Annotated in this window: 27 protein-coding genes; 2 read left to right on the forward strand and 25 right to left on the reverse strand. The window is 58.5% G+C overall.

Annotated elements, in window-relative coordinates; all coding sequences use genetic code 11:
• Window positions 1-22: 22 nt before the first annotated feature.
• From coaBC to ACTQ3V_RS07265, 14 genes are all read right to left on the reverse strand, one after another.
• Window positions 23-1,222 carry a bifunctional phosphopantothenoylcysteine decarboxylase/phosphopantothenate--cysteine ligase CoaBC gene (gene coaBC, locus ACTQ3V_RS07200; protein WP_441466919.1) on the reverse strand — a complete coding sequence of 400 codons (1,200 nt, stop codon included), beginning with the start codon at window positions 1,220-1,222 and terminating at the stop codon, window positions 23-25.
• A 3-nt stretch (window positions 1,223-1,225) separates the two neighbouring features.
• The gene (rpoZ, locus tag ACTQ3V_RS07205) at window positions 1,226-1,621 is read right to left on the reverse strand and encodes a DNA-directed RNA polymerase subunit omega (protein WP_441466920.1); all 396 of its coding nucleotides are present in this window, start codon (window positions 1,619-1,621) and stop codon (window positions 1,226-1,228) included.
• A 56-nt stretch (window positions 1,622-1,677) separates the two neighbouring features.
• Window positions 1,678-2,238: a guanylate kinase gene (gmk, locus tag ACTQ3V_RS07210; RefSeq protein WP_441466921.1), complete on the reverse strand. Its 561-nt coding sequence runs from the start codon at window positions 2,236-2,238 to the stop codon at window positions 1,678-1,680.
• Window positions 2,231-2,494 carry an extracellular matrix/biofilm regulator RemA gene (remA, locus tag ACTQ3V_RS07215; protein WP_441466922.1) on the reverse strand — a complete coding sequence of 88 codons (264 nt, stop codon included), beginning with the start codon at window positions 2,492-2,494 and terminating at the stop codon, window positions 2,231-2,233. The genes gmk and remA overlap by 8 nt, the downstream gene beginning before the upstream one ends.
• 99 nt (window positions 2,495-2,593) lie before the next feature.
• The gene (locus ACTQ3V_RS07220) at window positions 2,594-3,469 is read right to left on the reverse strand and encodes a YicC/YloC family endoribonuclease (protein WP_441466923.1); all 876 of its coding nucleotides are present in this window, start codon (window positions 3,467-3,469) and stop codon (window positions 2,594-2,596) included.
• Between the two features lie 18 nt (window positions 3,470-3,487).
• Window positions 3,488-3,994 carry a hypothetical protein gene (locus ACTQ3V_RS07225; protein ID WP_441466924.1) on the reverse strand — a complete coding sequence of 169 codons (507 nt, stop codon included), beginning with the start codon at window positions 3,992-3,994 and terminating at the stop codon, window positions 3,488-3,490.
• 1 nt (window position 3,995) lies between these two features.
• Complete coding sequence (locus tag ACTQ3V_RS07230; protein ID WP_441466925.1) at window positions 3,996-4,619, reverse strand: J domain-containing protein; 624 nt, start codon at window positions 4,617-4,619, stop codon at window positions 3,996-3,998.
• Complete coding sequence (locus tag ACTQ3V_RS07235) at window positions 4,606-5,490, reverse strand: DUF5685 family protein (protein WP_441466926.1); 885 nt, start codon at window positions 5,488-5,490, stop codon at window positions 4,606-4,608. Before ACTQ3V_RS07235 ends, ACTQ3V_RS07230 begins: the two co-directional genes overlap by 14 nt.
• Before the next feature lie 118 nt (window positions 5,491-5,608).
• Complete coding sequence (locus tag ACTQ3V_RS07240; RefSeq protein WP_441466927.1) at window positions 5,609-6,022, reverse strand: SoxR reducing system RseC family protein; 414 nt, start codon at window positions 6,020-6,022, stop codon at window positions 5,609-5,611.
• An 84-nt stretch (window positions 6,023-6,106) separates the two neighbouring features.
• Window positions 6,107-7,693, reverse strand: coding sequence for an NAD(P)/FAD-dependent oxidoreductase (locus ACTQ3V_RS07245; protein WP_441466928.1), 1,587 nt, complete (start codon window positions 7,691-7,693; stop codon window positions 6,107-6,109).
• Entirely contained in the window at window positions 7,690-9,075 is a 1,386-nt protein-coding gene (locus ACTQ3V_RS07250; protein WP_441466929.1) for a CdaR family protein, read from the reverse strand. The genes ACTQ3V_RS07245 and ACTQ3V_RS07250 overlap by 4 nt, the downstream gene beginning before the upstream one ends.
• On the reverse strand, window positions 9,072-9,971 hold the full coding sequence (cdaA, locus tag ACTQ3V_RS07255; protein ID WP_441466930.1) for a diadenylate cyclase CdaA: 900 nt from the start codon (window positions 9,969-9,971) through the stop codon (window positions 9,072-9,074). The genes ACTQ3V_RS07250 and cdaA overlap by 4 nt, the downstream gene beginning before the upstream one ends.
• Before the next feature lie 99 nt (window positions 9,972-10,070).
• Window positions 10,071-11,198, reverse strand: a complete 1,128-nt coding sequence (locus tag ACTQ3V_RS07260; RefSeq protein WP_441466931.1) for an aminotransferase class V-fold PLP-dependent enzyme — start codon at window positions 11,196-11,198, stop codon at window positions 10,071-10,073.
• A complete protein-coding gene (locus ACTQ3V_RS07265) occupies window positions 11,195-11,434 on the reverse strand; it encodes a putative Se/S carrier protein (RefSeq protein WP_441466932.1) in 240 nt (79 codons plus the stop codon). Before ACTQ3V_RS07265 ends, ACTQ3V_RS07260 begins: the two co-directional genes overlap by 4 nt.
• 107 nt (window positions 11,435-11,541) lie before the next feature.
• Here ACTQ3V_RS07265 and ACTQ3V_RS07270 point away from each other — a divergent pair, with 107 nt between their 5' ends.
• Window positions 11,542-12,747, forward strand: a complete 1,206-nt coding sequence (locus ACTQ3V_RS07270; protein WP_441466933.1) for an ATP-binding protein — start codon at window positions 11,542-11,544, stop codon at window positions 12,745-12,747.
• 278 nt (window positions 12,748-13,025) lie between these two features.
• Here the strand turns inward: ACTQ3V_RS07270 and ACTQ3V_RS07275 are convergent, their stop codons facing one another.
• From ACTQ3V_RS07275 to ACTQ3V_RS07285, 3 genes are all read right to left on the reverse strand, one after another.
• Window positions 13,026-14,588, reverse strand: a complete 1,563-nt coding sequence (locus ACTQ3V_RS07275; RefSeq protein WP_441466934.1) for a S1C family serine protease — start codon at window positions 14,586-14,588, stop codon at window positions 13,026-13,028.
• A gap of 147 nt (window positions 14,589-14,735) precedes the next feature.
• A complete protein-coding gene (locus ACTQ3V_RS07280; protein ID WP_441466935.1) occupies window positions 14,736-16,199 on the reverse strand; it encodes a sensor histidine kinase in 1,464 nt (487 codons plus the stop codon).
• A 3-nt stretch (window positions 16,200-16,202) separates the two neighbouring features.
• Window positions 16,203-16,883, reverse strand: a complete 681-nt coding sequence (locus ACTQ3V_RS07285; protein ID WP_297274467.1) for a response regulator transcription factor — start codon at window positions 16,881-16,883, stop codon at window positions 16,203-16,205.
• 146 nt (window positions 16,884-17,029) lie between these two features.
• Between ACTQ3V_RS07285 and tsaA the strand changes: the two genes are divergently transcribed.
• Window positions 17,030-17,719: a tRNA (N6-threonylcarbamoyladenosine(37)-N6)-methyltransferase TrmO gene (gene tsaA, locus ACTQ3V_RS07290; RefSeq protein ID WP_441466936.1), complete on the forward strand. Its 690-nt coding sequence runs from the start codon at window positions 17,030-17,032 to the stop codon at window positions 17,717-17,719.
• A gap of 54 nt (window positions 17,720-17,773) precedes the next feature.
• Here the strand turns inward: tsaA and ACTQ3V_RS07295 are convergent, their stop codons facing one another.
• The 8 genes from ACTQ3V_RS07295 to ACTQ3V_RS07330 form a co-directional block, all read right to left on the reverse strand.
• Window positions 17,774-19,648 (reverse strand): DUF4914 family protein, encoded by a 1,875-nt coding sequence (locus tag ACTQ3V_RS07295; RefSeq protein ID WP_441466937.1) that lies wholly within the window; start codon window positions 19,646-19,648, stop codon window positions 17,774-17,776.
• A gap of 248 nt (window positions 19,649-19,896) precedes the next feature.
• Window positions 19,897-21,078 (reverse strand): metallophosphoesterase, encoded by a 1,182-nt coding sequence (locus tag ACTQ3V_RS07300; protein WP_441466938.1) that lies wholly within the window; start codon window positions 21,076-21,078, stop codon window positions 19,897-19,899.
• 36 nt (window positions 21,079-21,114) lie between these two features.
• A complete protein-coding gene (locus tag ACTQ3V_RS07305; protein ID WP_441466939.1) occupies window positions 21,115-21,900 on the reverse strand; it encodes a TIGR00282 family metallophosphoesterase in 786 nt (261 codons plus the stop codon).
• Window positions 21,901-22,014: 114 nt separating this feature from the next.
• Window positions 22,015-22,974: a ribose-phosphate pyrophosphokinase gene (locus tag ACTQ3V_RS07310; RefSeq protein ID WP_441466940.1), complete on the reverse strand. Its 960-nt coding sequence runs from the start codon at window positions 22,972-22,974 to the stop codon at window positions 22,015-22,017.
• 47 nt (window positions 22,975-23,021) lie between these two features.
• Window positions 23,022-24,275: a DapH/DapD/GlmU-related protein gene (locus tag ACTQ3V_RS07315; protein ID WP_441466941.1), complete on the reverse strand. Its 1,254-nt coding sequence runs from the start codon at window positions 24,273-24,275 to the stop codon at window positions 23,022-23,024.
• Between the two features lie 211 nt (window positions 24,276-24,486).
• A complete protein-coding gene (locus tag ACTQ3V_RS07320; RefSeq protein WP_441466942.1) occupies window positions 24,487-25,206 on the reverse strand; it encodes a YczE/YyaS/YitT family protein in 720 nt (239 codons plus the stop codon).
• A gap of 97 nt (window positions 25,207-25,303) precedes the next feature.
• A complete protein-coding gene (locus tag ACTQ3V_RS07325; RefSeq protein ID WP_441466943.1) occupies window positions 25,304-25,747 on the reverse strand; it encodes a NifB/NifX family molybdenum-iron cluster-binding protein in 444 nt (147 codons plus the stop codon).
• Window positions 25,744-26,562, reverse strand: a complete 819-nt coding sequence (locus ACTQ3V_RS07330; protein WP_441466944.1) for a P-loop NTPase — start codon at window positions 26,560-26,562, stop codon at window positions 25,744-25,746. The genes ACTQ3V_RS07325 and ACTQ3V_RS07330 overlap by 4 nt, the downstream gene beginning before the upstream one ends.
• Window positions 26,563-26,774 lie beyond the last annotated feature (212 nt).

A 26,774-nucleotide genomic window follows, 5' to 3' on the forward strand; every position in this document is an offset into this window, starting at 1 on the left:
TATACTCCTTTCTCTTTCCAGTTTAGTTTGCCCGCATTGCCAGCAGGCGGTCAAAAATCACGTCCGCCACGTCCTCTTTGGGCATGAGCGGCGGCGTTTCGCGCGTGCCATCTGCAAACAACAGCGTGACGGCGTTGGTATCCGTGCCGAAGCCCGCGCCCTTGTCGCGCAAAGAGTTTGCCACCAGCATGTCGCAGTTTTTGCGGCGCAGTTTACCGGCAGCATTCTCCAGCAGATTCTGGGTCTCCATCGCAAAGCCGCAAAGCTGCTGTCCCGGACGTTTATTCCGGCCAAGCTCGGCCAGAATATCCGGATTGCGCACCAGCGCGACGGTCAAATCGTCGTCGCTCTTTTTCATCTTTTCGTCCGCCGTCTGCGCAGGTCGGTAATCGCCCACCGCGGCGGCCTTGATAATGATATCCTGCGTGTCCGCACGGGATATCACCGCATCATACATATCGCGCGCCGAGACAATGTCTACGCGCTCGACGCCCAGCGGCGTTTCCAGCGCGGTCGGGCCGGAAACCAGCGTCACCTCGGCCCCGCGCATCGCTGCACGCGCTGCGATGGCGTACCCCATTTTTCCCGTTGAGTGGTTGGACAGAAAGCGCACCGGGTCAAGCGACTCCTGCGTCGGTCCGGCAGTCACCAACACGCGCAAACCTTTCAGGTCCTGCGGGGTCAGCGCCTGCTCGATGCCATGCAGCAGCGTCGGCGTATCGGGCAGCTTGCCGCGTCCCGTATCCCCGCAGGCGAGGTGTCCTGCCGCCGGGTCGACAATGTGAAAGCCCCGCGCGCGCAAAGTATGCAGGTTTTGCTGCGTCACCGGATTGTCGTACATGCCGGTGTTCATCGCGGGCGCGATGACAACCGGCGCCTTGGTTGCCAGCAGCGTGGTCGAAACCATGTCATCCGCGATGCCGTGCGCCGCTTTTGCGATGATGTTGGCGGTCGCAGGCGCAATCACAAACACATCCGCGGCTTTCGCCAGCGAGATATGCTCTACCTCCCACGCGAAATTACGGTCGAAGGTGTCCACCACCGTGCGATATCCGGATAGGGTTTCAAACGTGATGGGAGAAATAAACTGCGCAGCCGATTCCGTCATCAGCACACGCACCGTCGCCCCCGCCTGCCGCAGCTTGCTGGTCAGGTCGGCGGCTTTATAGGCCGCGATGCCGCCCGTCACGCACAGCACCACGGTTTTCCCAGCCAGAAGCATGGCTCAGCGGTCCTCCTCCGGCACATCGCCGTCGTCCAGTTCATGGTCGTCAAACTCGTCCAGACGGCGGGTTTCTTCCTCCTCCAGCACTTCGGCGTTGTCCTCGTCGGAAGACACGCCCTCTTCATCATCTAAATCAATGGCGTCATCCACATCGACCATCGCCGCTGCAATTGCATTGTTCTGCACAACCACGGGCGTAGTACGCGGACCCGGACGATAGACGATTGTACCGGCTGCAATTTCGTCAAGCGCCAGCTTTACCGCCTTATCCGGCAGCTGCTCACCTGTCTCCTCGGCCTGATCGGCGATGTCACGGGCACGCTGCGCAGCCAGATTGACCAGCAGATAACGGTTGCCCACACGTTTCATCAGTTCCTGCATCGAAGGTTTCAGCATAGTAATCCAATCTCCTTATATTACCCTTTGTATTATTTATGAAAAGAACCACGCCGTTATGTACGGCGCTTTGCCAGAATATTCTGCAATTCCTCCACAGCCCGATCAAGCTCATCATTGACGACCACATAATCGAACTCATTTTGGTGCTTCAGTTCCTCTTTGGCGGTTTCCAGCCGTTTGAGCACCTTTTCTTCGTCCTCGGTGCCGCGTCCGCGCAGCCGCGCGGCAAGCTCTTCAAACGACGGCGGCGCGATGAACACCATCACCGCATCCGGCCGCTTTTCGTGCACCTGCATCGCGCCCTGCACTTCGATCTCTAAAACCACGTCAAAGCCTTGCTCCAGCTTTTCGTTGACCGGCGCTTCGAGCGTGCCATAATAGTTATCCACATAGCGCGCGTGCTCCAAAAAAGCATTTTGCGCAATTTTTTCCTCAAATTCCGCCTTTGAGAGAAAGTAATACTGCACGCCGTCCGTCTCACCCGGGCGCGGCGTGCGCGTGGTAGCGGAAATTGAATAGAACAGGCGGTCGTCCTGTTCCTGCAGGCGCGAGAGCAGCGTCCCCTTGCCTGCGCCCGACGGCCCGGTAAATACATATAAGGTTCCTTTACGCATCTTCGCTCGTTCCTTCCTCCGCATCGCCCGCAAAACGGGCCGCCACTGTTTCCGGCTGCAAAGCACTCAGCACCACATGATCGCTGTCCATAATCAAAACAGCACGTGTGCGGCGGCCATAGGTTCCGTCGATTACCATGCCGCGGTCACGTGCCTCCTGCACGGTGCGCTTGACCGGCGCGGATTCCGGACTGACAATGGCAATCAGCCGCGATGAGGCCACCATATTACCAAACCCGATATTGATGAGTTTCACCTGTGCCGCCTCCTTTCCATTCCGTCTCGTTCGGAAGCGAGTTTCCGAACAAATGAGTCATATCCAACAGTCGGGCAAGGCCCGACTTCAAGGTTTATATTACTCGATGTTTTGGATCTGTTCGCGGATTTTCTCAATTTCGCTCTTGATATCCACCACGATGCGCGCCATTGTCACATCGTTGGCCTTAGAGCCAATGGTGTTGGCCTCGCGGTTCATCTCCTGCACGAGAAAATCCAGCTTGCGGCCGACCGACTGCGTTTCCTTGAGCATGCCGTCCATCTGATGCAGATGGCTGCGCAAGCGCACAGTTTCCTCATCGACCGCGGTCTTATCCGCATAGATGGCCGCTTCGGTCAAAATGCGCGTCTCGTCGATGCTGGTATCCGCCAGCACCTCCTGCATACGGGCCAGCAGCTTTTCGCGATATTCCTTGACCCGCTCAGGCGAGCGCGTCTCCACTTCGCCGACCATACGCTCGATTGCCGCACAGCGGCTGCGCACGTCCTCGGCCAGTTTTTCGCCCTCGCGCAGACGCATCTGGTCGAAGCCGTCGCACGCCTTTTCAAACACCGCAAGCACGTCACGGGTCATGGCTTCGGCATCCTGCTCGATACGCTCGGAACCGAGCACGTCCGGCAGCTTGGACAGTGTGGTCACGGTCACGTCATCGCGCAGACCGTAAGTCTCGCTCAAATCGTGCAGCGCATCCAAGTAGCGCTTTGCCAGCTGGTGGTTGACCGTGATGGCCACATCACCGCCCTCATCGACCTCCACGCCGACGAAAACCTCCACCTTACCGCGCGCAATGCGGGCAGCCGCGGCCTTTTTGACCGCGTCATCCAGAAAACCGTACTGCCGCGGCGCTTTCACCGTGCAGTCCAGATAACGGTGATTGACCGCGCGCAGCTCGACCGTAATGGTCTTGCCGTCCCGCTCCTCTTTCGCACGGCCGTAGCCGGTCATACTTTTCATATTGTTTTTTCCCCTTCTTTAATCGGGCGGCAGGCTTCTGCGCAGCAGTGCGATCAGCCGTGACAGCGCCACGTCATAGATAATAAATGTGATATCGGCAGCCACCCATACGGCTGCTACCCGGACAAAGCCGGTAATGGAGAACTGCGGCAGGAAAACGAACACAGCAAGCCCGGCCGCTATCACCAGCGCGATATTGAAATATGCCAGTTTCGCACTCATTTGCGTCCGGCGCGGTGCATAGCACTCTATGCAGAATTTCACAATGGGATACAGGCCGCAAAACAGCACATAGGCCGCAACCATAATCTTGCGCGGCACGAACAGCGCGGACAGAATCGATACCGCCAGATACAGCGTGACCGCGGTTTTCAGCCGCGCGCGCCGCAAAAGCGGTACGACCGTGGCTACACCCGCCATCAGGCAGGCGGCCGGACCGATATAGGTCACTGTCCCGCCCACATATAAAAGCGCCACGGCTGCTGCGGCCAGCAAGCCGCCGCGCGCGATTTCCTTCGTTTTCATATCAACATCCCGCATTGCAGCAGGCATTCAGGCAGCAGTTGCAGACCGCCAGCTGCACGCAGAAATCACACAGATTGGCCTCCTGCATGGGGCGATAGCCGCCATAACCGCCTGACATGTTCAGATTGTTCAGCGCGGTCCGGTATTCCATGTTGGACGGATCCATCTGACAGGCTTGCGTATAGGCCCGCGCGGCCTCGTCATACCAGCCCTTGCGGTAATATACCGTACCCATCAGGTAGAACCACTCGGCGTCGCGGCCATTTGCACGCTGCAAAAGTGCCTCGGCCATGCCCAGATTGCCCTGATTGATCGCCTGCCGCACCTGACTGTACAGCGAAGCGTTCGCGCCCGAATAGGCGCGCTGCTGCTGGCTGCCGTTATACTGCTGGCCGCCGCTGTACTGTTGGCCACCGGATGCGCCGGACGAGCTTTTGCCCGCGCGCTCGTTCATAATCATGTCGTAGGCCTCGTTGATTTCCTTCATACGGGCCTCGGCCAGATCAGCCAGCGGGTTATTGATATAGTTGTCGGGATGATATTTGCGCGCCAGTTCGCGGTAAGCGCGTTTGACGTCGTCGTCGCTTGTCTGCGGCGTAACGCCGAGCACCTTATAGGGATCCATGTTTGCCCCATCCTCCGTTCGTTTGGTACGTCCCGTCCAGCACCTGTTTCGTCACCAGCGGCATACCCAGAAAAATAATATTGCGGATCAGGTCCGCATCCCGCCCCATATCCAGCAGGTCATACGCCATACAGATATCGGCGAGCGACCGCTCCAGCGTGCGCTCAAGCGGCTGTCGTATCTCTGTCAGATCCGGCGTGCGCAGGCCGTAGCGCAGCGCCACCGGATTATAATTGTCCTGTTCCATATCCTCCGCCACATCCTGCGCGGCGTCAAGCAGATAAATCCACCGCCCGATATGATAAAACATTTGCCGCAGCACGCGCTCACGCGCGTCTCCGGTATGCGGCACGGCCGCCGCTGTCAGCCGCGCGGAAGCGTCCGCCGCACGGTCCATCGAATCGCATTTTTCGCGTTCGAGCTGCTGCAAATCGTCCAGCGCCTGTATCATTTCGCGGTCTGTCTCGGGCAGACGCGCCCGCGCGCGTTCGTAGCCGCGCCGTCCCAAACGGCACAACAGCCATGCCAAAGCGCGCTTCGGCCCTTTTTCATCGGCCAGACTATCGCGGAATTTGTGATAGGTGAGCAGTACGCTCACATCGGCCGCCAGTTCCAGTGCCCCGTCGGGCGCGGCACATGCACGGCGCGTCAGCGGATGCGCGTCGCACCGTTTGCGGCACGGCGGCGCGGTTTGTTCCTCACCGCAGCCGACCACCAGCGCGAAGAATGTCATGTCATAGCTCAGGAACAGGGTATAAAATCGGCCATACCGCGCACGGATTGCATGACACAGCCCGCAATAGATCTGCTGGAACCGGTCAGCCTCTTTTACCCGCAGCTCGGGCTTCACCGGACGGATAAAGCCAAACATTTCATAACCCTTTCCCGCCGTGTTTACGCACGGCCTTGCGTATTCAATCTATTTTACCGAACTTTCTCGGATAGCACAAGGGCAAACAGCACAAAATCAGTAAAAATTCACAAAAAATTCAGAGCTTTTTTGTAATTTCAAACGGCACGCTATTTTTCCGCTTCATCTCACGGCTGAAAAGAATCGCCGCCACGATGCCTGCGGCAAACAAAATGCCGCCGCATAAAGCGGACACCCCCGCGCCCTTTTGCAGCGCGCTGCCCGCACCGTAACCGACAAAAAACAGAACCACAGGCAGTAAATACACCAGTCCTGCATAGCCGAGCACCTGTCCGGTTTCACCCTCAATCAATACGCGCTCGCCCACCTGCGCCTCCGCACGGTTGCGCGCGGTGACATACAGCGTCTGTGTCTCCAGTCCGCCGCAACCGCCGCACTTGGCGCAGTCATGCCCGCAAGCCGAACGGCGGGTCACTTCAATTTCCGCCATGCCGCCGGGCAGTATCTTTTTAATCGTTCCCTGTTGGGTCAATGGTATCGCCTCATTTTTTATTGCTTTTCATAGGGTTTCACGCCGCAGCGCGGCGTATTTTTCCTTCACTTGAAACAGTACGCTTCAATCGAAGGGCCGAAATTCTTCCATAATCCGGTGTGCAGCCCGTATGCCGTCCACCGCCGCGGACATAATGCCGCCCGCGTAACCCGCGCCCTCGCCGCAGGGAATCATTCCCGCGCAGCCAAGGCCGAACAAATCATCTCCGCGCTTCATGCGCACTGGAGAGGATGTGCGTGTCTCTGGCCCCGTCAGCAGCGCGTCGGCTGCATCAAAGCCGTGAATCTTGCGGCCAAAATACGGCAGACTGTCCCGCAGCATATTCTGCGCAAAGGATGGCAGACACGCCGCCGCCTCGCCAAACTGCACGCCCAGCGGATAGCTTGGCTGCACCGCGCCCGCACATGTGCTCGGCCGTCCCACCAGAAAATCGCCCACACGCTGACAGGGCGCGCGGTACGATCCAGTCTGTGCAAAGGCCGCACGCTCGATGCGCCGCTGTAAGGCGACGCCGCCGAACGGTGTGCCGTCATCAAAATCCGCCGGGTCAACCGACACCGCAAGCGCGGAATTGGCGTTTTTGCCGTCGCGCGCATGGTAACTCATGCCGTTGGTAACGACCGTATGCTCCTCGCTCTGCGCCGCGACGACCACGCCGCCCGGACACATGCAGAAGGAATAGCAGGCTCGTCCGCCCTCGCGACGGGACAGGTTGTATTCCGCAGGCGGCAAAAGCGGGTGTCCCGCATACTTGCCGTATAGCGCGCGGTCGATTTCACTTTGCAGATGCTCAATGCGCACGCCAACCGAAAATGCCTTCGGCTCAAAGTATACCCCGTTTTGATGCAGCGCATCAAAGGTATCGCGCGCCGAGTGGCCGATGGCCAGTACCGCCCGCTCGCAGGCGATGGCTTCACCGCCCGCCTGTACGCCGCGCAGCGCTCCATTTTTGACCGAAACGCCAGTCAGATGTGTGCCAAACCGCACTTCACCGCCGTTTTGAATGATTTCGCACCGCATGGCGCGCACTACCTTTTTCAAAATATCCGTGCCCACATGGGGCTTGGCCTTTTTGACGATATCCGCCGGCGCGCCATGCGCGGCCAGCGTTTCCAACACGGTATCGCACAGCGGGTCGCCGATGCGCGTGGTCAGTTTGCCGTCCGAATACGCGCCCGCGCCGCCTTCTCCGAACTGGATATTGCTTTCAGCGTCCAGCGCGCCGCCGCTCCAGAAAGCCTCTACCGCGTGGTCGCGCGCATCCAAGTCGCCGCCGCGCTCCAGAACGAGCGGCGTGTAGCCGTGTTTTGCCAACGTATAGGCCGCAAACAGGCCTGCAGGCCCCAGTCCGACCACCACCGGCCGATGCTCCAATCGCTTGCTGCCGCAGGGAACCGCCGGTTTTTCATCCGGTTTATAACGCACGAAGGGCATTTGCAGTTTTTCCGCAAATGCCTTTTCGTCCATCGGTGCATCCAGCCGCACCGAATATACGCGAAAGATTTTGCCGCGCCGCGCGTCAATGCTGACGCGGTACACCGCAGCCTGCGTATCATTTGAATGAAGACCGGTCAGCCGTCTTGCCTCAGCCAGCGCCTGCTCCTCCGGCACATCAAACGGCAGGCGGATATTGCTCACCATCAAACTCATGCGCCGTCTCCGCCTTCCTCCGGCGGCGCCGCGTCGGTATCCGTCCCGTCGTCCTGCGCCGTCTCCGTTCTGCCATCCTGTGCGGTATCCGTATCCTCCGGCGGCGCCACTGTTTCCTCGCCGTCCGGGCCGGTAATCTCAATCTCGACCTCGACGTCGCCGCCGACCATCGTTACGCCGGCAGGCAGTCCGGTGGCCGCCACGACGCCCTTGACCTTGTGCGTGCCCAGGCCAAGTGACACGGAATCAAAGGTCAGTCCGATGGACAGGCTGTTGATATCCACCTGTCCCAGCGCGCTTTCGCTGCCGCGCAGCTCAATCTCGACCGATTCGGTCAGCACACGAACCGAATACGGCGTCTCCTCCTGCGCAGTATCCGTCGGCACGAATTTTGTCAACTGTATTTTGCGAGTGGACACATCCTCCTGCGCTTTGACGCTGATGGTCACCTCTGCGGTCGAGGGCTGGCCGCTGTCCAGCCGCACACCCTCGGGCAGCGGAATCTCCATCTCCACCGGAACACCAGTGCGCGCATCATCCAACGCAATCGTTCCGAGGTTGATCTCCGTAATACCGGCAAGCGTTTTCTGGTCGCCGATGAGCGTGATGGAAGGCGGATTGATGCTCACATCCACTTGTTCTTCCTTAAGCGTTTCGCCGTCGGTCAGCGAAACGGTCAGCGGCACACTCTCCACCGGATAGATCGGCACACGCACGGTAATCGTATTGGTCTGGCATGTCACATGCGTACCTGTAATGGGCTCGCCCGCGTCGTTATACAGGGCAATGCTGCACTCTCCGGTGAAGGTGGAGGACTTGCCCGTTACATCAATGGTACCGTACGCGTAGGCCACCTCGCGCAGTTCGGCTTCCGGTCCGGAAATCGTGACCTCTTTGGTCGTAGTCGGCTCCGGCGTACCCGGACGAATACCATCCGCCGCCGTGCCCGTTGTTTCCACGCGGACAGGAACGGTTGCAGTCGTTACCTTATCCACCAGCACACGCACCGTTGCCGGTTCTGTGCCCGTGGAATCGACATTATAGCTCCCTGTACTGATCTGCGGCGTCAGTGCATACTCTCCGGCGCCGTCCGTAATATCCGCAACATCTATGGTAGCGGTAACTTTTTTACGGAACGTGCTGTCTGTGATCTCGTTGTTCGGTCCTTCCACCCTGACATCGATTGTCGTCGTGTATTCAATTACGGAAAGATTGTAGCTGCTCATCAGCTGCTCCGTGCCGGTCAGCTTGACCGGTACATCACGGATGGTGGTTGGCTTAGTCGGGTTTTCAATATCGCGGACGACAAGCCACAGCACGAATGCAAGCAAAAGAGACAGCAGACGCAGCCAGATGTCATGCGTTTTTATAAACTGCTTCATTTGCCCGCACCTCCCTTCCAGATATTCCGAAGGGATGAGATGCCGCGCTTATCCGGCTTTTCCGGCTCAAGCAATTCGGATTCAAGCACTTTTTTCAGCACTTCGGGCGACAGATGCCGTTTGAGCATACCGCCGATGGCGACCGAGATAGCGCCCGTTTCCTCGGAAACGACCACCAGCACGCTGTCGGACGACTCACTCATGCCGACCGCGGCGCGGTGGCGCGTGCCCAAATCGCGCGACAGGGTCTGGCTGCCCGAAAGCGGCAGCACACAGCCGGCCGCATAAATTTTTCCCGCACGCATAATCAGCGCGCCGTCATGCAGCGGACTGTTCTTGAAAAAGATGTTTTTGAGCAGTTCGGGCGACGGGTCGGCATCCAGCAAGGTGCCGGTCGCGGCGATCTCCCCCAAACGCTCCTTGCGTTCAAACACAATCAGCACGCCGGTCTTGGTCTTGGACATATCCGCGCAAGCCGAAACCGTGGCACCGATGGCCGCCTCAATCTCGTCCGGGTCGTTTGCCGGAACGAGCAGACGGCTCAGATTGCCCTTGCCGAGCTGCTCGAGCAGACGGCGCAGCTCCGGCTGAAAGATAATCACCAGCACAAACGGCGCATAGTATACCGCCGTACGCAGGATATAGGAAATCGATGTCAGTCCGAACCAGCTTGCCAGCAGCATCACGAGCGCCAGTACAAGGATGCCCTTGGCCAATCGTGCCGCGCTGGTATCCTTGAGCAGCTTCATCATGCGGTAGATGATGTAGGCTACAATCAGAATATCGACCACGTCCGTCGGCCCTGCGGTCTGCAAGGATGCAACCCCGCTCTTGAGCGACGAAAGCAGGTCGAAATTCTGAAGGGGCGGAATGAAAATGTTTTGAAAAGCCTCCATAAAGCCACCTGTCCTGTAAATTCACAGCCTTTCTCCGTGCGAAAGGCGAATTTTTTCCTTATTTATACTACCACAAATCCCGTCCCCTGTATAGCGTATTCACAGATTTTTTACGGTTTGACACAGCAGTTCGGCGGCGTGCTCCAGCTGGTGCGGGGTCGAATAAAAGGAGAGCGAAAAGCGGATTGTACCGCTCTCCTCTGTGCCTGCGGTGCGGTGTGCAAGCGGCGCACAGTGCAGTCCCGCACGCACGGCAACATTCTGCCGCGCCAGCGTCTCCGCCACGCCCTCGCAGGTCGCTCCGCGCACGCGCACGGACAAAACGCCCGTTTGCGCGGGATGGGCAAAGCACTCAATGCGTTTTTCTTTTTCCAGCGCACGGATAAATTCGCGCAGCAGCCGTCGCTCATGCGCCAGAATATTCGCCGGACCGACCGACCGGACAAACGCCAATCCCGCTGCCAGTCCCGCGATACCCGGCACATTCGGCGTGCCGCTTTCCAGTGCGTCCGGCAGGAAGTCCGGCTGCTGCATCTCCTCCGACCGGCTTCCCGTGCCGCCCGCAAGCAGCGGATGCGCCGCAATCCGGTCATCGAGCGCCAGCAGAATACCCGTGCCCTGCGGACCGTACAGTCCCTTATGGCCCGGCATGCAAACCGCCGCAAGGCACGGATACCGCCGCACGTCAATATCGATGACGCCTGCGGACTGCGACGCATCTAAAATCAGCGGCACACCCGCCTCATCCAGCAGCGCGGCAATCGCCTCCACCGGCGCGGCAAAGCCGAACACGTTGGACACATGATTGAGGATAAACAGCTCCGCGCCATCCGCCAGCGCCTGCTTTGCCCGCTGCACCATCGCCGCCCCGTCCCACAGCGGCGTATCCAGCACCATCGGCTGTACTCCGCGCAGCATCAGCGGCCGCATGACCGCGTTGTGCTCGTAACCGCCGACCGCGACGCGCGTATCCGGCTGCACCAGCGCATGGATCGCCAGATTGAGCGCGTGCGTGGCGTTCATCGTGAACACCACACGTGCCGGGTCCTGCACGCCGAACAACGCGGCCGCCTGCTCCCGGCAAGCATATACGGTTTCTCCCGCACGCATCGCAGCCGCATAGCCGCCGCGTGCATAACCAGCCGCCGCGTGCATGGCGCGTCGCATTGCTTCGTCCACCGCGCGCGGCTTATGCAGCGTAGTCGCTGCGTTGTCCAGATAGATCATACGCTCACCCCCTCGTCCGGTATGACACGGCAAGGCGAAATGCCGAGCTGCCGCAGTCGGCGCAATGCCTCCTCGGATTGCTGCGCGCCTACGCGCACCGCCCACCCGCAGGAATCTGTACGCGCATGCCGCGGCGGACGCACCACCTCACCCGGCACTCCCATCTGTCCCAAATGACGCCGCAGACCGACCGCTTCGGTCTGGCTGCGGCATATTAAAAAAGCATATTGGCTCATTGCTGACTCTCCCTCCAACATAGACTATTTTCATGCTATGTTGAAAAGGCACGCAAAGTGTGTTATGCTGGTTTGGAAACAAAATCTTCCTCGAAGGAGATGTAGATATGGAACTTACCGCTCTTTCCCTGCGTCTGCACGCGCTTTCCGCGCTGCGCGGCCTGCAACAGCACCCGCTCGTGCGCGCATACGTGGAGACACTGGACTACCTGGACGGCGCAAACGCGGAATGCTTTGCCGATGCCTACGGCGCGCTGTGCGCCGCGCACTACGCCTATCAGGACGCATCACAGGCGCTGCTTGACGCCGTCCACTACGATGTCAACACCCTGACCGACACACTCGCCGCGCCCGCGTCCGCGCTGCTGAGCGCGGCGACGCTTGATATTGAGGCTCTGAACGCGCTGCTCGCCCTTGACGGTACTGCGCTCAAAACCGCCACGGCGGGACGATATAACGCGCCCGCGCTGCTGACCCTGCCGGACTTCCCCGCCTCGTGTCCGCTGCCCTTTCGGGACGGCGCAGCGCTTGCCAGCTATTACCGCGCACAGGGCTATGGCTTTTTTGCGCAGTCCTCTGCTTTTGCCGTACAGGATGATGGCACTGTTGCGCCGATCGTGCATCCGGATACCATTCGCTTGCACGACCTGCCCGGCTACGACCGCCAAAAGCAGCAAATTCTCAAAAATACCCGTGCCTTCCTTGACGGGCGCGAGGCAAACAACATCCTGCTGTACGGCGACAAGGGCACGGGCAAATCTTCGACCGTCAAGGCCGTGGTCAACGAATATGCCGAGCGCGGCCTGAAAATCATCGAAATGTCGCCGCGGCACATCACCTGCTTCCCCAAAATCTTCGCGGAAACGCTGCGCTCGCCGTTCCGCTTTATCGTCTTTCTGGACGACCTCACCTTCAGCCGCGAGGACGATAACTTCGCCGCGCTCAAGGCGTTCATCGAGGGAGGGCTCGCAGGGAAACCTGCCAATCTGGTCATTTACGCCACCAGCAACCGACGCCATCTCATCCGTGAGAGCTTTGCCGACCGCGAAGGCGACGAGGTGCGTGTGCGCGACAGTCTGGAGACTGTCACCTCCTTGTCCGACCGCTTCGGTCTGGAAATCACCTTCTCCGTACCGGATAAGGACGAATACCTGTACATCGTCGATCAGCTTGCCGCGGAAAGCGGTCTTGCGCTGCCTGAGGATCAGCTGCATCTGCTTGCCGAGCGGTTCGCGCTGCGCCGCAACGGGCGTTCTCCTCGTACCGCCCGCCAGTTCATCAGCCAGCAGATGGCGGAAAAATACGAAAAGTAAGCAAATACAGGAAAGACAGGCTCCCGACCGGGAGTCTGTCTTTCTGTTTCCGTGCGCTGCATATCCCCGCGCCATCAGGTGCGCATATAACAGAAAAGAACCGCCTTCTTAGGCGGTTCTTTTCATCAAAACGCCCAGCTCCGCCGGGCGTTTTGATACAAGTGCGCAGCAAAGTTTCGCGCGCTGCGCGCGTCGGAACTTTGCGCCGCCCGGGCGATGTCCGCGTGCACCGCGGCATCGCCCTTTCGTTTGCAAGCGTGGTTGCAAACGAGTGTTTTTTACCATCCAAAGTACGAGAACGGATTCTGATACTGTGAGCCACCATAGCCGTACTGGCTGTTTTGACTGTTCTGGCTGCTTTGTGCCGCCGGGTCATCGCCCTCCAAGTCATGCGCATCGGTCAGCGTCACCGTCAGGTTGACCATCTTGTCGGTCGACATACGGTAAACCGTCAAGGTCAGCTTGTCGCCCGCTTTCATGTTCTCCTTGATCGCGTTGATGTCATCCATGGTGGGGGTCGGCGTGCCGTTGACTGCGGTGATGATATCGCCCACCTGCAGGCCCTCATTGGCCGCCTTGGCACGCGAATCAATCGAGTAAACCTGAACGCCTGCAACACTGCCGTCTGCGGATTCTACATTTTGACCTGTGATACCGATGGACGGACGGCCCGTGACATAGCCGTTGGCAATCAGTTCGTCAACGACCTCCTTGGCCGTGTTGATCGGGATGGCAAAGCCCATGCCCTCGACCGAAGCCTCGCCAAAGCCGCTGCTCGACAGCTTTGCGGAAGTAATGCCGACCACCTGACCGTACTTGTTGATCAGCGCGCCGCCCGAGTTGCCGGGATTGATGGACGCGTCAGTCTGAATCAGGGTCATCACGCGGTCGTTGATGGTCACATCGCGGTTGATGGCGGAAATGCGGCCACCGGTAATCGTGTTTGCAAACTGTACGCCGCCGGGCGAGCCGATGGCATAAGCATATTCACCGGGCTGCAATTCATCCGAATCACCGAATTCCGCAGCGGTCAGCGCGCCATTCGGCTCCACCTTGAGCACCGCAAGGTCGGTCTGCTCGTCTGTGCCGATGATCGAAGCATCGTACTGCGTGCCGTCGCTCAGCTGCACGGTCACGCTTTGCGCGCCCTCCACCACATGGTTGTTGGTGATGATGTAGCCATCCTCACTCATGATAACGCCCGAACCGGAACCCGTTCCGTTCACCGCGGTCGAGATGACCGAAACAATCGACGGGCTGACCTTTTTGTAGATTTCCTCGCCCGCCAGACCATTTACCACATCGTAATTATCCGGGTCGAGGTCGGGTGTCTGATTGAGCTGCACCGTGGGCAGATTGCCCGCCTGTATGCTTGCCGCCACCGCACTGCCGTCGCCCGAGTAGACCATATGCCCAATCAGCGCACCGCCCGCAAACAGCAGGCATGCCGCTGCAACGCCGCCCAGGCCAATTGCGAGCGCTTTACCATGCTTTTTCTTCTTTGGCGGCTGCGGCGCCGCACCCATCGGGTCCTGCGCATACGGCGCATCGCCATATAACTGCTGCTGCGGCGCCTCACGATAGGCGGGATGCTGTACCGGTGTCTGGTACGGCGTGCGCGGTTCGGTATACTGTGTTTCTGCCGACGGCTGCTCCATGGTGGGCTGCTGCGGTTCGGTCGACTGCGTTTCTGCCGACGGCTGCTCCATGGTGGGCTGCTGCGGTTCGGTCGACTGCGTTTCTGCCGACGGCTGCTCCATGGTGGGCTGCTGCGGCTCGGTATGCGCATCACCGTGCGATTCCGGCGTTATGTTATTGTTGTTATGATTAAAGTCATCCATTGTTCTGACCTCCCTATCGATTTTGTGATTTCATTCTACCCCCTCATTGTGGCGGTTTGTTGAAAACAATATGAATATTTTTTGAACAAGCGCGGACAGACCGCCCGTTTTTCGCACACGATGCGCGGCAAACGGACGGTCTGCTGTTTATTTCTGCTGATTTTTTGCGCCGCCCGGCAGCTGCTGGGGCGCCAGCGGCAGCGTAAAGGAAAATTCGGTTTCGCCGCCGTCCGACCGCACAGAGATTTCGCCGCCGTGCAGATTGATGATATTTTTAACAATATACAGGCCCAGTCCCGCGCCGGTTTTGTCCATGGAACGCGAGCGATCCGCCTTGTAGAAACGTCCAAACACATGCGGCAGATCTTCCGGCGAAATGCCCATACCGGTGTTGGTGATGGCAAATGCGCAGAATCCGTTTTCTGGTCGCGCCCGCAGACACAGCCGTCCGCCGTCGTTGATGAATTTCACCGCGTTATCCACCAGATTATACACTGCGCGGTACAGATGATCGCGGTCGCCCATGACCATCAGGCGGTCATCCAGATCACACTCGACCTCCAGATGTTTTTTCTCAATTTTCTGCTCAAAGGACAGAATGATCTGGCTGGTCATCTCAGAGAAATCAAACGGAGCCGGGTTGAGAATCAGCTCGCCCGACTGGATTTTAGCGGCGTCCAGCATACGGTTGACCATGCGGGACAGGCGGCGCGTCTCCTCCGCGATGATGCGCAGGTATTTATCGCGCTGCTCGACCGGAATCGTGCCGTCTATCATGCCGTCGACAAAACCGCCTATCGTGGTCATGGGGGTCTTGAATTCGTGGCTGACATTGGAGATAAAGCCGCGCGTCAGCTCCTCGAGCTGGTCGAGATCGCGCGCCATATTGTTAAAGGATACCGCCAGCTCATCAATTTCGTAGCAGTGGTTATCCTCCGGTACGCGCACGTCAAAATTGCCCGCGGCAAACTCTTTTGCCGCCGCCGCAATCACCTTGAGCGGCCGCGTCATATGCTGCGACAGGATGAAGGACAGCACCAGCGCCACCGCCAGCGTGATAAGCAAAATCAGCACCAGTGTCTGCGTGGAATGGCGCACCACCCCCGCCGCGGTCGCGTCCTGTGTATAGACAAAAATCATCGCGCTCATTTCGCCGTCGTCACCCGACACGCGCATGCCGACTGTATAGCTCGACCGGTCACCCAGCACGCCCAACTGACCGACCTCTGCGTAACCGCCTGTCTTACGGATCTGCTCGGTCACTTCCCGCGGGATCATCCAGCCCGTTACCTTGGCCGCGTCACCGTCCGGCCCGGCAATCATCTGGATAACGCCGTCCTGATCGGTCACATAAACCGTGATAGCGTCCTCCTTGGCCACTGTGCTGATGGACAGCATGTAGATTTCGCGAATCACATCGGAATCCGTGCCGAGCATCAGCCGGGTCTGCTCCGCCAAACTCTGCACGGTCGTGCGCAATTCGGTTTGCTTGGTTTGCAGCGCATAATTGCCCATCTGATAATAGAACACGCTGCCCGCTATGGCAAATGCACACACAATCAATAGCAGGTGCGTGACATAGTTTTTGAAGAAAAAGCTGCGTCTGCCCATAGTTTACTCCTTGGTCTCAAACTTATAGCCGACGCCCCAAACGGTTTTGACCTCCCATTTGTCCGAAACGCCCTCCAGCTTTTCGCGCAGGCGTTTGACATGTACATCCACCGTGCGGGTGTCGCCGAAATAATCAAACCCCCACACATCGTCCAGCAGCTGCGCGCGCGTGAACACGCGGTTCGGGCTGGAGGCAAGGTAATACAACAGCTCGATTTCCTTGGGTGGCGCGTCCACCCGCTTGCCCTTGATAATCAGGTCGTATGCCTGCTTGTCAATCACCAGATTGTCAAACGTCAGCTTCTCAGGCGCATCATCCGGCGCCATACGGCGGAACACCGCGCGTACGCGCGCAATGACCTCCGGCATCTCGAGCGGCTTGACGATATAGTCGTCCGCGCCCATCTCCAGGCCGGAAACACGGTCGGCCGTCTCGCCTTTGGCCGTCAACATAATGATCGGCACATCGCTTTCCGCACGAATCTCTTTACAGACCGCCCAGCCGTCCATCACCGGCATCATCACATCCAGCAGCAGCATATCCGGCTTTTCGGACTTCCACATTTTGATGCCTTCTACACCGTTTGCCGCTTCGATGACCGCGTAGCCTTCGCGCTCCAGATACAGGCGCAGCAACTCGCGGATATTTGCTTCGTCTTCGACGATGAGTATCTTTTTCGCCACAATTTACCCCTGCTTTCTCATCAGTATGTTTTCATTATACCGCTTTTGCTTGGCCAATACATTAACAATCTGTAAAAGCGGGAAGAATTGCGCACCCGGCACAGACATGCTATACTGAAAACATCAACAGCAAAGGAAGGTCGTTTATGTCCCAAACCGTCCCCCTGCATATCATCGCGCACATTCGCAGCGATTTTCCGACCAAATTCGGTATCCCACGGCAAAGCGGGCTGGCCGACGCGCCCGCACACATCATATTCGAGCCGGAGTACCGCAATGCGGACGCGCTGCGCGGTATGGATGGCTTTTCCCATCTCTGGCTCATCTGGCAGTTTTCCGAGGCCGTGCGCGACGGCTGGTCGCCCACCGTGCGCCCGCCCAAGCTGGGCGGCAATCGGCGCATGGGTGTGTTCGCCACGCGCTCTCCTTTTCGGCCCAACGCGATTGGGCTGTCCTCCGTGCGGCTTGATCGGGTGGAACTGCACACACCGGACGGGCCGGTGCTGCACATTTCAGGCGCCGACCTGATGGACGGCACGCCGATTTTCGACATCAAGCCCTATCTGGCCTACACCGACGCGCATCCGGACGCCACCGGCGGCTTTGCCCTGCAAAACCGCGATGGTGTGCTGGAGGTGTGCTGCACCGAAGAGCTGCTCATCCGTCTGCCCGCCGGACGGCGCGACGCGCTGCTCGCCATCCTTGCGCAGGACCCGCGACCGGGCTACCAACACGAGCCGGGCCGCGTCTACGGATTTCCGTTTGCAGGCTGCGAGGTGCGTTTTTCGGTCGAGGGCGGCACCCTGACCGTGCAGGATATCATCCCTGCTCCATAACACAGAAAACCGCTCCTGAAGGAGCGGTTTTTTTGTGTTATCTCAGCCGACGAGTTACAGATTGGTCGGCGTAATCGCTTCAAAATCTTCGAGCGTACCGTGATTCATGAAGCAGTCAATGATCTGCTTGCCGCGCGGGTCAAGCTCAGGCGTATTGAACTTTTCCAGCTCCTTGCAGAAGAAGTCGGTCAGAATCTTCGCGCCTGCGTCATACCCTTCCTCACCAACACGGTCCTGCGTCTCGACGCGCAGATACTTGGAACGGATGCGCTGACCGTCAATAGTCATATCCTTCATCGCGTAACCAAGCAGCGGACAGCGGGCAGGCTCCAGATGCTCGCGGCGAATCTTTGCGCCACCGTGACGTGCCAGATACTCGCGGGAGATCCATTCGGCCGCAAAGCCGACCTTGTACACACCAATATGCTGGTTGGGAATGAGCACATAGCGGGTGTTGGGGCTGTTCATGATCTGCTCGAGCAGCAGATTGGCCTGCTTGACGCGCTGGCCGGTCGCAAACGGCCAGTAGGAACCGACGCCCTCACTCTTAAGTTCGTTGCCGGTGACAATCGAGGGATTGTTAAAGCCGCGCGGCGCCACCAGACGCCACAGCCATGCCAGTGCGGGCGGGATAATGTGCATCATGCCCATAATACCGTAGTTCGGGTTCTCGCGGGTGGAAGGAGGCATACGAACGCCGAACGAGCGCACATCAATCTCCACCGGCTCCTTAACAATATGCGGCACATCCCAACGCGGCACAATCGCACGCGGGTTGGAGCAGGGCTTGCCGGTGGAATCGAGCGTATGCTCCCAGATCAGCAGCGTTGCGCCCGCATGACCTTCCATATTGAAGAAGCAGAGCGGCTCCTTCGGCTCGGTGCAGATGCGCTCGTACACCGGGTCGCAGCCGTAGTGCGTTACGCCGTCCATGCGCAGGAACCAGCCATCCTCACCGTCGACCAGCACCAGCTTGCCGGAATTGTTTTGCAGCTGCGGATAGCAGGTTGCCATATCGTCGCAAACCGGCTCGATCGCGCAGGTTGCACCCATGTTGAGGTAGGTTTCCTCACCCGTAACCGTATTCTTCGAGAGCAGCACACGGCCGTCCGGCTCGCGCGCAATGTCCTGCAGCATTTCGCTCTTGCCGCCGCCGGACGCACCCTCGTGCATGATGACCATTTCATTCTCATACGGGGTTACCAGACGGCCGCAGGACGTATGGCAGGTGGTCCAGCCTTCCTGCTCGCCGATATCCAGCAGCACCGAGTAAACGCCCTTCTTTGCGGACGGACCGGGATAGAGGTTGTAGGAGAATACCTCATGGCAGTCATCCAGACGGTTGTGCACAACCACCTGCTTGCCTTCAAAATGGGTGTGCCGGAACGGAGGCGCAACATAAACGATGGCGCGCGGCTTATAGCCCTCGCTCTCCTCGGCATTGACAAAGCCCTGCAAATGTGCCAGCGCAAACGCAAAGAACGCGCACTGCTTGGGGCAAACCAGCATAGAACCGTAGCCATAGATGTTGCCGCCCGAATTAAAGGGCATGAGAATCAGCTCCTGCGTCTTGAACCATTCCATGGTCTCGCGGCGCAGGTCTGCAAAGGGATAGCCGTATACATCAGCAAAGCGCTTTTTATCGGTCGGCTTGTCGTCCGCGATACGCATGCAGTCCGGCTCGCGGCGGCGCATATAATCCTCCACGAAATTGACCGACGCACCGTTCTTACAGTGTGTGACGTCCGCTTCCTTGACCGGCCCCTTCCCCGGCACGTCAAAGACAACGTCGTACACATCCGCATGCTCCGGTCCGAATACCATGTCGTACAGCTCCGCCTTGCTGGTTGGAACCGACACGCCTTTACAGTTTTCGAGCACGTCTTTCAGCTCGTCCGTGAAAGTGAATTTGTTGAGCAACGAGTTCATCTGTTTGTTTCCTCCTTCCACACCGCCGGCGCCCTTCCCAAGCATCCATCGGTGTGCCTGATGCAAGGCCTCATCACCATATATGCAATCAGGCCAATTGTTCTTCATTTATAGCATACTGCAAAACCGGGGGTCCCGTCAACAAATTTTCGCATTTTTGCAAGTTATTATACAACTTCTTGCAAAATGTACAAAAGACCCCCTTGCTTTTCTCTGTTTTTCCCACGCGGACGCTTGTCCTCCGTGCATTATTCTGAAAAATGCACAGAGAGACGGACCACCTCGCTGCGTGTGCCGACGCGCATATCCGGTCCCCACACCCCAAGGCCGCTGGTCACGACCGAGGTCATCCCCCTAATCTGCTCGCAGCCGCAGGCGTTGCCCCACAGCAGACGCATCATCAGGTTGCCCGGAAACAGCTGTCCGTCATGCGTGTGTCCGGACAGCGCAAGGTCCGCACCCGCCTGTGCGAGCGCCTCCAACTCTTTCGGCTGGTGGTCGATGACAAAAATGGGCTGCGCCGAATCAAGCGGCTCGATCAGCTGTGCTGGGCTCAGCCGCTGGACCGCCAGCTTTTTGCTGCGCGCCGGGTCGCGCCGACCGACCAGCTGCACACCGTTTGGCAGCGTCACGGCCCGGTCGTCCAGCAGCGTTATGCCGGCTTTCTCCAGAAATTCCGTCATGCGTGGGTCGTCCTTATCCGCATCCGCGGTATCCCAGGTAAAGCCCGCGAGAATCGGCTCGGACAGATCATGGTTGCCCCAGCAGGCGTAGACGCCGTATGTACTGTCAAGCGACGCCAGTGCCGTCGCGATACGCTCGGGTTCCGGAACTGCCTCATATTCGTTATCAAAAATATCTCCCGCAACCACCACCAAATCGGGCTGCATGTTGTTTATCTTCTCGACCGCCTGCTCGATATACGCCGGATCGGTACTATACCCCAGATGAAGATCAGCCAGCAGCGCTACCGTCATATCCTCGCCTGCGCCTTGCAGCGTCACGTCATAATCGGTCACATAGAGCCGCTTCGCATGCGCCATGCCGTAAAAACTGACCGTACATACGAGCAGCAGCGCCACGCCGCCCTGCACACGCCGCACCTGCTGCATTTGTTCAAAATCTTTACCGCGCGCGCGACGTATCACAGCCAGCGCCAGTTCGACCGCCAAAACGGCCAGCACCAGATACAGCATCCAGCCAAGCCAGTAGTTGCCGACCTGTAGCAGAAATTGCCGCAGAGGGTACGGCGACCCCACCAGAAAGCCGGTCAGCGGCGCGGACACAACCAGCGCATAAAGCACGATAAACGCCGCGCGGAACGCCTTTGTGCCGCACAGATGATGGCATGCGCCCGTCCATCGCAGCACCCAGCGCGCCAGATACACATTCAACAGGATATAGACTGGGGCCAGAAAAATCGCAATCATACGCCGCCCTCCTTTCCGGCTAACCGTTTGCCGTTTTTACGGCTGCGCGCAGCGCTCCCACACGCGGGTGACCGAGGTGCATTTGCCGTCCCGCCCAAGGTCGAACACCGCACCCGACAGCGCGCAGTCACCCGGCGCGGTCTTAAAATACTCAGTCAGATCCCCGCGAAACATCGCAATCGACTGCTCCACCCGCACGCCCAGCACGGAAACAATCGGACCGGTCATGCCCAAGTCGGTGATATAGCCCGAGCCTTTCGGGTTGATGCGCTCGTCCGCGGTTTGCACATGGGTGTGCGTACCCCAAACAGCGGCGCAGCGACCGTCAAGATAATATCCCATCGCGAGCTTTTCGCTGGTCGCGTTCGCGTGGATCTCCGCGAGCGCAATATCGTACCGCCCTTCCGCCTCGCGTAAAATCTTGTCCGCGCACAAAAACGGATTGTCCGGCCCGTAAGGCATGTCACATCGGCCAATCAGATTCATCACCAGCAGGCGCAGCCCCTGCGGGCCGCCGTAAATCCCCCAGCCCTGCCCTGGGCTTTGCGGCGCCAGATTGGCCGGGCGCAAAATATCCTGCCGCTCATCCAAATAGGGCGCGATCTGCTGCTTGCCAAACACATGGTTGCCAAGCGTAATCACATCCGCTCCCGCGGCAAAAATATCGTCCGCCTGTTTGGGGGTAATGCCGCGTCCGGCGGCATTTTCTCCGTTGACAATCACAAAATCCACGCCGTGCGCGCGTTTGACCCGGCGCAGCAGCGCGTGCAGAGTATCGATACCGGCCTCACCGACCACATCGCCTACCGTCAGAAGCTTCATGCCTGTTCCTCGCTTTTCCGTATTTTTCCGACCGCCATTTGCTGCCGGATAGAGAAAAAGGGCGGACGAGCCTCCGTCGTCCGCCCCTCAAAATTGTCAAATCATCCGTCCGTCTCAGTCGAACAGCGTCGATACCGAAACCTCTTCGTAGATGCGCGCGATGGCTTCCGTGAGCACCGGCGCCACCGACAGCAGCTTAATCTTGTCCAGCTTCTTTTCGCTCGACAGCGGGATGGTATCCAGAATCGCCAGCTCTTTAATCGGGCTGTTCGCAATCCGCTCGATTGCCGGGCCGGACAGCACGCCGTGGGTCGCGCAGGCGTAAACCTCTGTCGCGCCGCCCTTTTCCACCAATGCGTCCGCCGCATGCACGAGCGTGCCCGCCGTGTCGATCAGGTCGTCCACAAGAATACACTTCTTGCCCTCAACATTGCCGATGATATTCATAACCTCGGATACATTCGCCTTCGGACGGCGCTTATCAATGATGGCAAGCGGCATGTCCAGCTTTTCGGTAAACTTGCGCGCGCGGGTGACCGAGCCAAGGTCGGGAGAGACGATAACCGTATCGTCCGTACCGACACCGAACTTGCCCGCAATATACGGAATCAGCACGGAAGAGCCGAGCATATTGTCCACCGGGATATCGAAAAAGCCCTGAATCTGCGCAGCATGCAGATCCATGGTGAGCACACGGTCCGCGCCCGCCGCGGTGATGAGGTTGGCAACCAGCTTGGCCGAAATCGGATCGCGCGCCTTGCTCTTGCGATCCTGCCGCGCATAGCCGAAATAAGGGATAACCGCCGTGATACGGCCGGCAGACGCACGCTTGCAGGAGTCGATCATGATGAGCAGTTCCATCAGGTTGTTGTTGACCGGGCCGCAGGTGGACTGTACCAGGAACACGTCCGAACCGCGCACGGACTCGGAAATGGAAACCGAGATTTCGCCGTCCGCGAAGGTGGAAATCGCCGCCTTGCCGATCGGCAAACCGAGTGCGGATGCAATCTGCATTGCCAGTGCGGGGTGAGAGTTGCCGGAGAAAATTTTAATATTTTTTCCGTGAGAAATCATTGGTAAGCCTCCGTCATAATGATAGAATTTATCCCGTTTTTCTATTTTTACTTTTTATTTTGCTCTTTTTCATGTGCCGCGCGACGGCGGTCGTTCCAGCCCTCGAGCGTGGTCTGCCGCGCACGGGCCACTGCCAGCGCACCTGCCGGCACATCCTTGGTCACGGTAGCGCCGGCCGCGGTGAACGCGCGGTCGCCCAGCCTAACAGGCGAAACCAGATTGGTATTGCAGCCGATGAAGCAATCGTCTCCGATGACGGTCTGATACTTATGATACCCATCGTAGTTGACTACAACCGTACCGCAGCCGAAATTGACCCGCTCGCCAACGGTTGCGTCGCCGATATAGGTCAGGTGAGACACCTTAGTGCCGTTGCCGATGGTGGACTTCTTCAGCTCGACAAAGTCGCCGACACGACAGCCGTCACCCACAACGCACTGCGGACGAACATAAGCAAACGGCCCAACCGTAGTGTGTGCGCCAATCTTGGACTCATACACCTGAGAATTGTTCACCGTCGTACCCGCGCCGATCTCCGCCTTTTCCAGAACGGAGTTCGGGCCGATGACCGCGCCTGCGCCGACCTTGCAGCCCGCACGGATATGGCAGCCGGGCAGGATGGTCGCACCCGCCTCGATCTCGGCGTCCGGCGCAATATAGGTGTTTGCCGGGTCAAAGATCTGCACACCCTTGTCGATCAGCGTGAAGTTGACGCGGTTCGCCATCGCGCGAAACGCGATATAGGCCGATCCGCCGTCGCAAATCTCGACAATCTCGTTGGTGACGGCAACGCCCTTTTGTGCGCCTGCGGCCACTGCCGCCTCCACCAGTGCGTCGAGCGTATCACCGCCCGCCGCCAGCGCCTTTTGCAGCATCTCATAGGTGAACATCGCGGCAAGGCAATGCGTGTCGCGCGGGATAGGCTGACCTTCTGCGTCGAAGCCCTGCTGCTCCGCCACCAGCACGCTCACGCCGTAGCCGGTCGTCACGTGCGTCTCGACCAGATGGGTCAGCGCGTCATCCTCGGCCAGCACAAACGGCGCGGCAACCACCAGTACCTGCTCGCTCTCCGGCAGATTGCCGAGCGCCGCGAAACGGCTTCCCTCGGTCAGCGCGATGCTCTCCGCACCCGCCAGCGCAGGCTCCCGCTCGTCATGCACAAAGTAGCACGCATCCACGGCATCGGGCAGCTCGTCCCGCACCGTATCGCCCGCCGTACCGAACAGCACCGGACGCGCATAGGCGGAAAAACCGCCCTCGTCAAACAGGCCGCCAACCAAGGCGGCGGTAATCTTGTCCATCTCAGAAAATCCTTCCGTTTTCATTGGGGTCGCGACGCCCCGTTTTCAGTTATAGGTTTATTATACAACACCACAGTATAAAAAGCATCAGCATTTTTCGATAAATTTCCTTGTATCGCAAGATTATTTTCGCCGTTTGCTGACAAAAAGGCTGCCCGCTTAGCGTGGCAGCCTTGCTTTTCTCCTCCCGCATGCAGGACGGAACGGCTTCTCAGCCCTCCGCTTCTGCCTCGGTCTGTTTTTCTTCCATGTCCGTACTTATTTCCTGTTCCACCTGCGGCACCATCACCGCACGCAGCATGCGGATGCGCGGAATGAGCGGCAGATGCGCATTATACAGGTTGACAAACCGCCCCACAATCAACGCGGAAACCACCGTGCCGATGCCCAGCCCGTTGACACCGCGGAAAAAGCAAAATGATAGGATGAGTGCAATCACGACCAGCGTCACGTCAAACAGAATTTTCACCGAACCAAACCGCATGCCCGTCCGCTCGGTAATTGCATCCACAACGCCCTCGCCCGGCACGAGCAGCGCGTCCGGCGCAACCTCAACACTGATGCCAAAGCCTAAAACCGCGCAGCCGATCACCAGCGCCATGAGCTTGACCGGCAGCGAGGAAGGCTCAAACCACCACAACGCCTTCATGCCAACATCAATAAACGCGCTGAACACCAGATTGACCACAATCTGCAAAAACTGAATCGGCGGAAACTTTCGCCCGCGCAACACCACCTGCGCCGCAATAAACAGCAGGTTGAACACAAACGTAAACTGCCCAAGCGATGGCGCAAACTTCAGGCTGAGCACGTATGGCACGCTCGAAATAGGCGAAGTGCCGAGCGCCGCCTTGGTGATAATCGCTACGCCGAACGCATTGATGATGACGCCGATGGTGAACCACAAATACCGATAAGCTAACTTCCTCATTTTTCCTCCCAATGCTCCAAAGGGTTATGACCGTCCGCCCCCTTTCGGACGATCCCGCAAAAACGAGGCGTCCCGCATCGGACGCCCCGTTTGTTTTTCAGTTCTCTTCCTGCCCTTCCGGGATCTGCCGCAGAATCTCTATGGGTCCGCAGCCCGCGCATTTGGCACAGTCATGGATACATGCCATCGGGTCGTCCGGGTCCTCCTCGCGCCCGATTTCGAGCAGCGTCGAATCGCCTTGCTTCTCACCCACCAGAAATTTTGCGACCGCTTCCTCGGCCGAACCTTCGCAGCCCGGCACAAGCAGTACGCCGATCATCTCCAGCGCGTTGCGCATGGCAAGCCCCAACGCACCGCAAATGAGCACATCCACTTTTTCCATGCTCACCAGCTTGAGCAAATCCGTCGTGCCGGCGCCCTGCACGGAGGCCAACCGTTTGCCCGTCGGATTTTGTCCCTGCGCGCTGACGATCAGAAACGAGCGGCACTCGCCCAGATTTTGAGCGATCTGACCGCTGTCATATGCCACGCCGATATTCATCGGAGATCCTCTACCTTTTTAAGGGCATCCCCCAGCGCATCCGGGAGCTTGGCATCCTCGATTTTACCGGCGTCCACTGCCGCCGCCAGCTTGGGATCGATCGGCAACTTGGCCAGCACGGGCAGACCGTACTCGGCCGCTACCTCGTCCACATGGCTTTCGCCAAAGACCGTAATATGCTTACCGCAGTCCGGGCACTCCAGATAGCTGTAATTCTCCACCACGCCAATGAGCGGGATGTCCATCATTTTCGCCATTTTGACCGCCTTACCCACGATCATGCTGACCAGGTCCTGCGGCGAGGTGACAACCACAATGCCGTCCACCGGCAGGGACTGGAACACAGTCAGCGGCACGTCGCCCGTGCCGGGCGGCATGTCGACAAACAGAAAATCCACGTCGTCCCATATTACATCCGACCAAAACTGCTTGACTGTCTCCGCGATGATAGGTCCGCGATAGATAACCGGATCATCCTCGTTCGGCAGCACCAGATTAATCGAAATCATCTGCACGCCGCCCTCGCTGCGCGCGGGCAGGATACCCTCCTCGCAGCCCTCAAGCTTATCGTGTACACCGAAGGTCTTGGGGATGGACGGGCCGGTGATATCCGCATCCAGAATACCGCAGGTATAGCCCTTGCGCGTCATGCCGACCGCCAGCATCGAGGTCAGCAGGCTTTTGCCCACGCCGCCCTTGCCGGAGACGATACCAATGACCTTTTTAACCGAAGCTGCGGGATTTGCCGCGACCTTCAGGCTCTTTTCGCCGCCGCAGCCCGCAGAGCAGGATTCGCAGTTATGCGAGCAACCCATACTACAACAACTCCTAACATATCTTTTCTTGTCTATTTTTTAGTATACCGCATTGTTTTGGCTTGTGCAAGGGGCAATCCGGCTGGCGCACAATAGGAAAGTGTAGGTTTGTCAAACATATTGGACAGAGAACTCTAAAGGAGAAAGCCAACCCAGAGGCCTCATGGGAAAGTTATTGGAGCAGCGGTTATGGACAGCAAGCTGCTTTGTGA

It is taken from the genome of Candidatus Agathobaculum pullicola, from assembly GCF_052117205.1.
GTDB lineage: Bacteria > Bacillota > Clostridia > Oscillospirales > Butyricicoccaceae > Agathobaculum > Agathobaculum pullicola.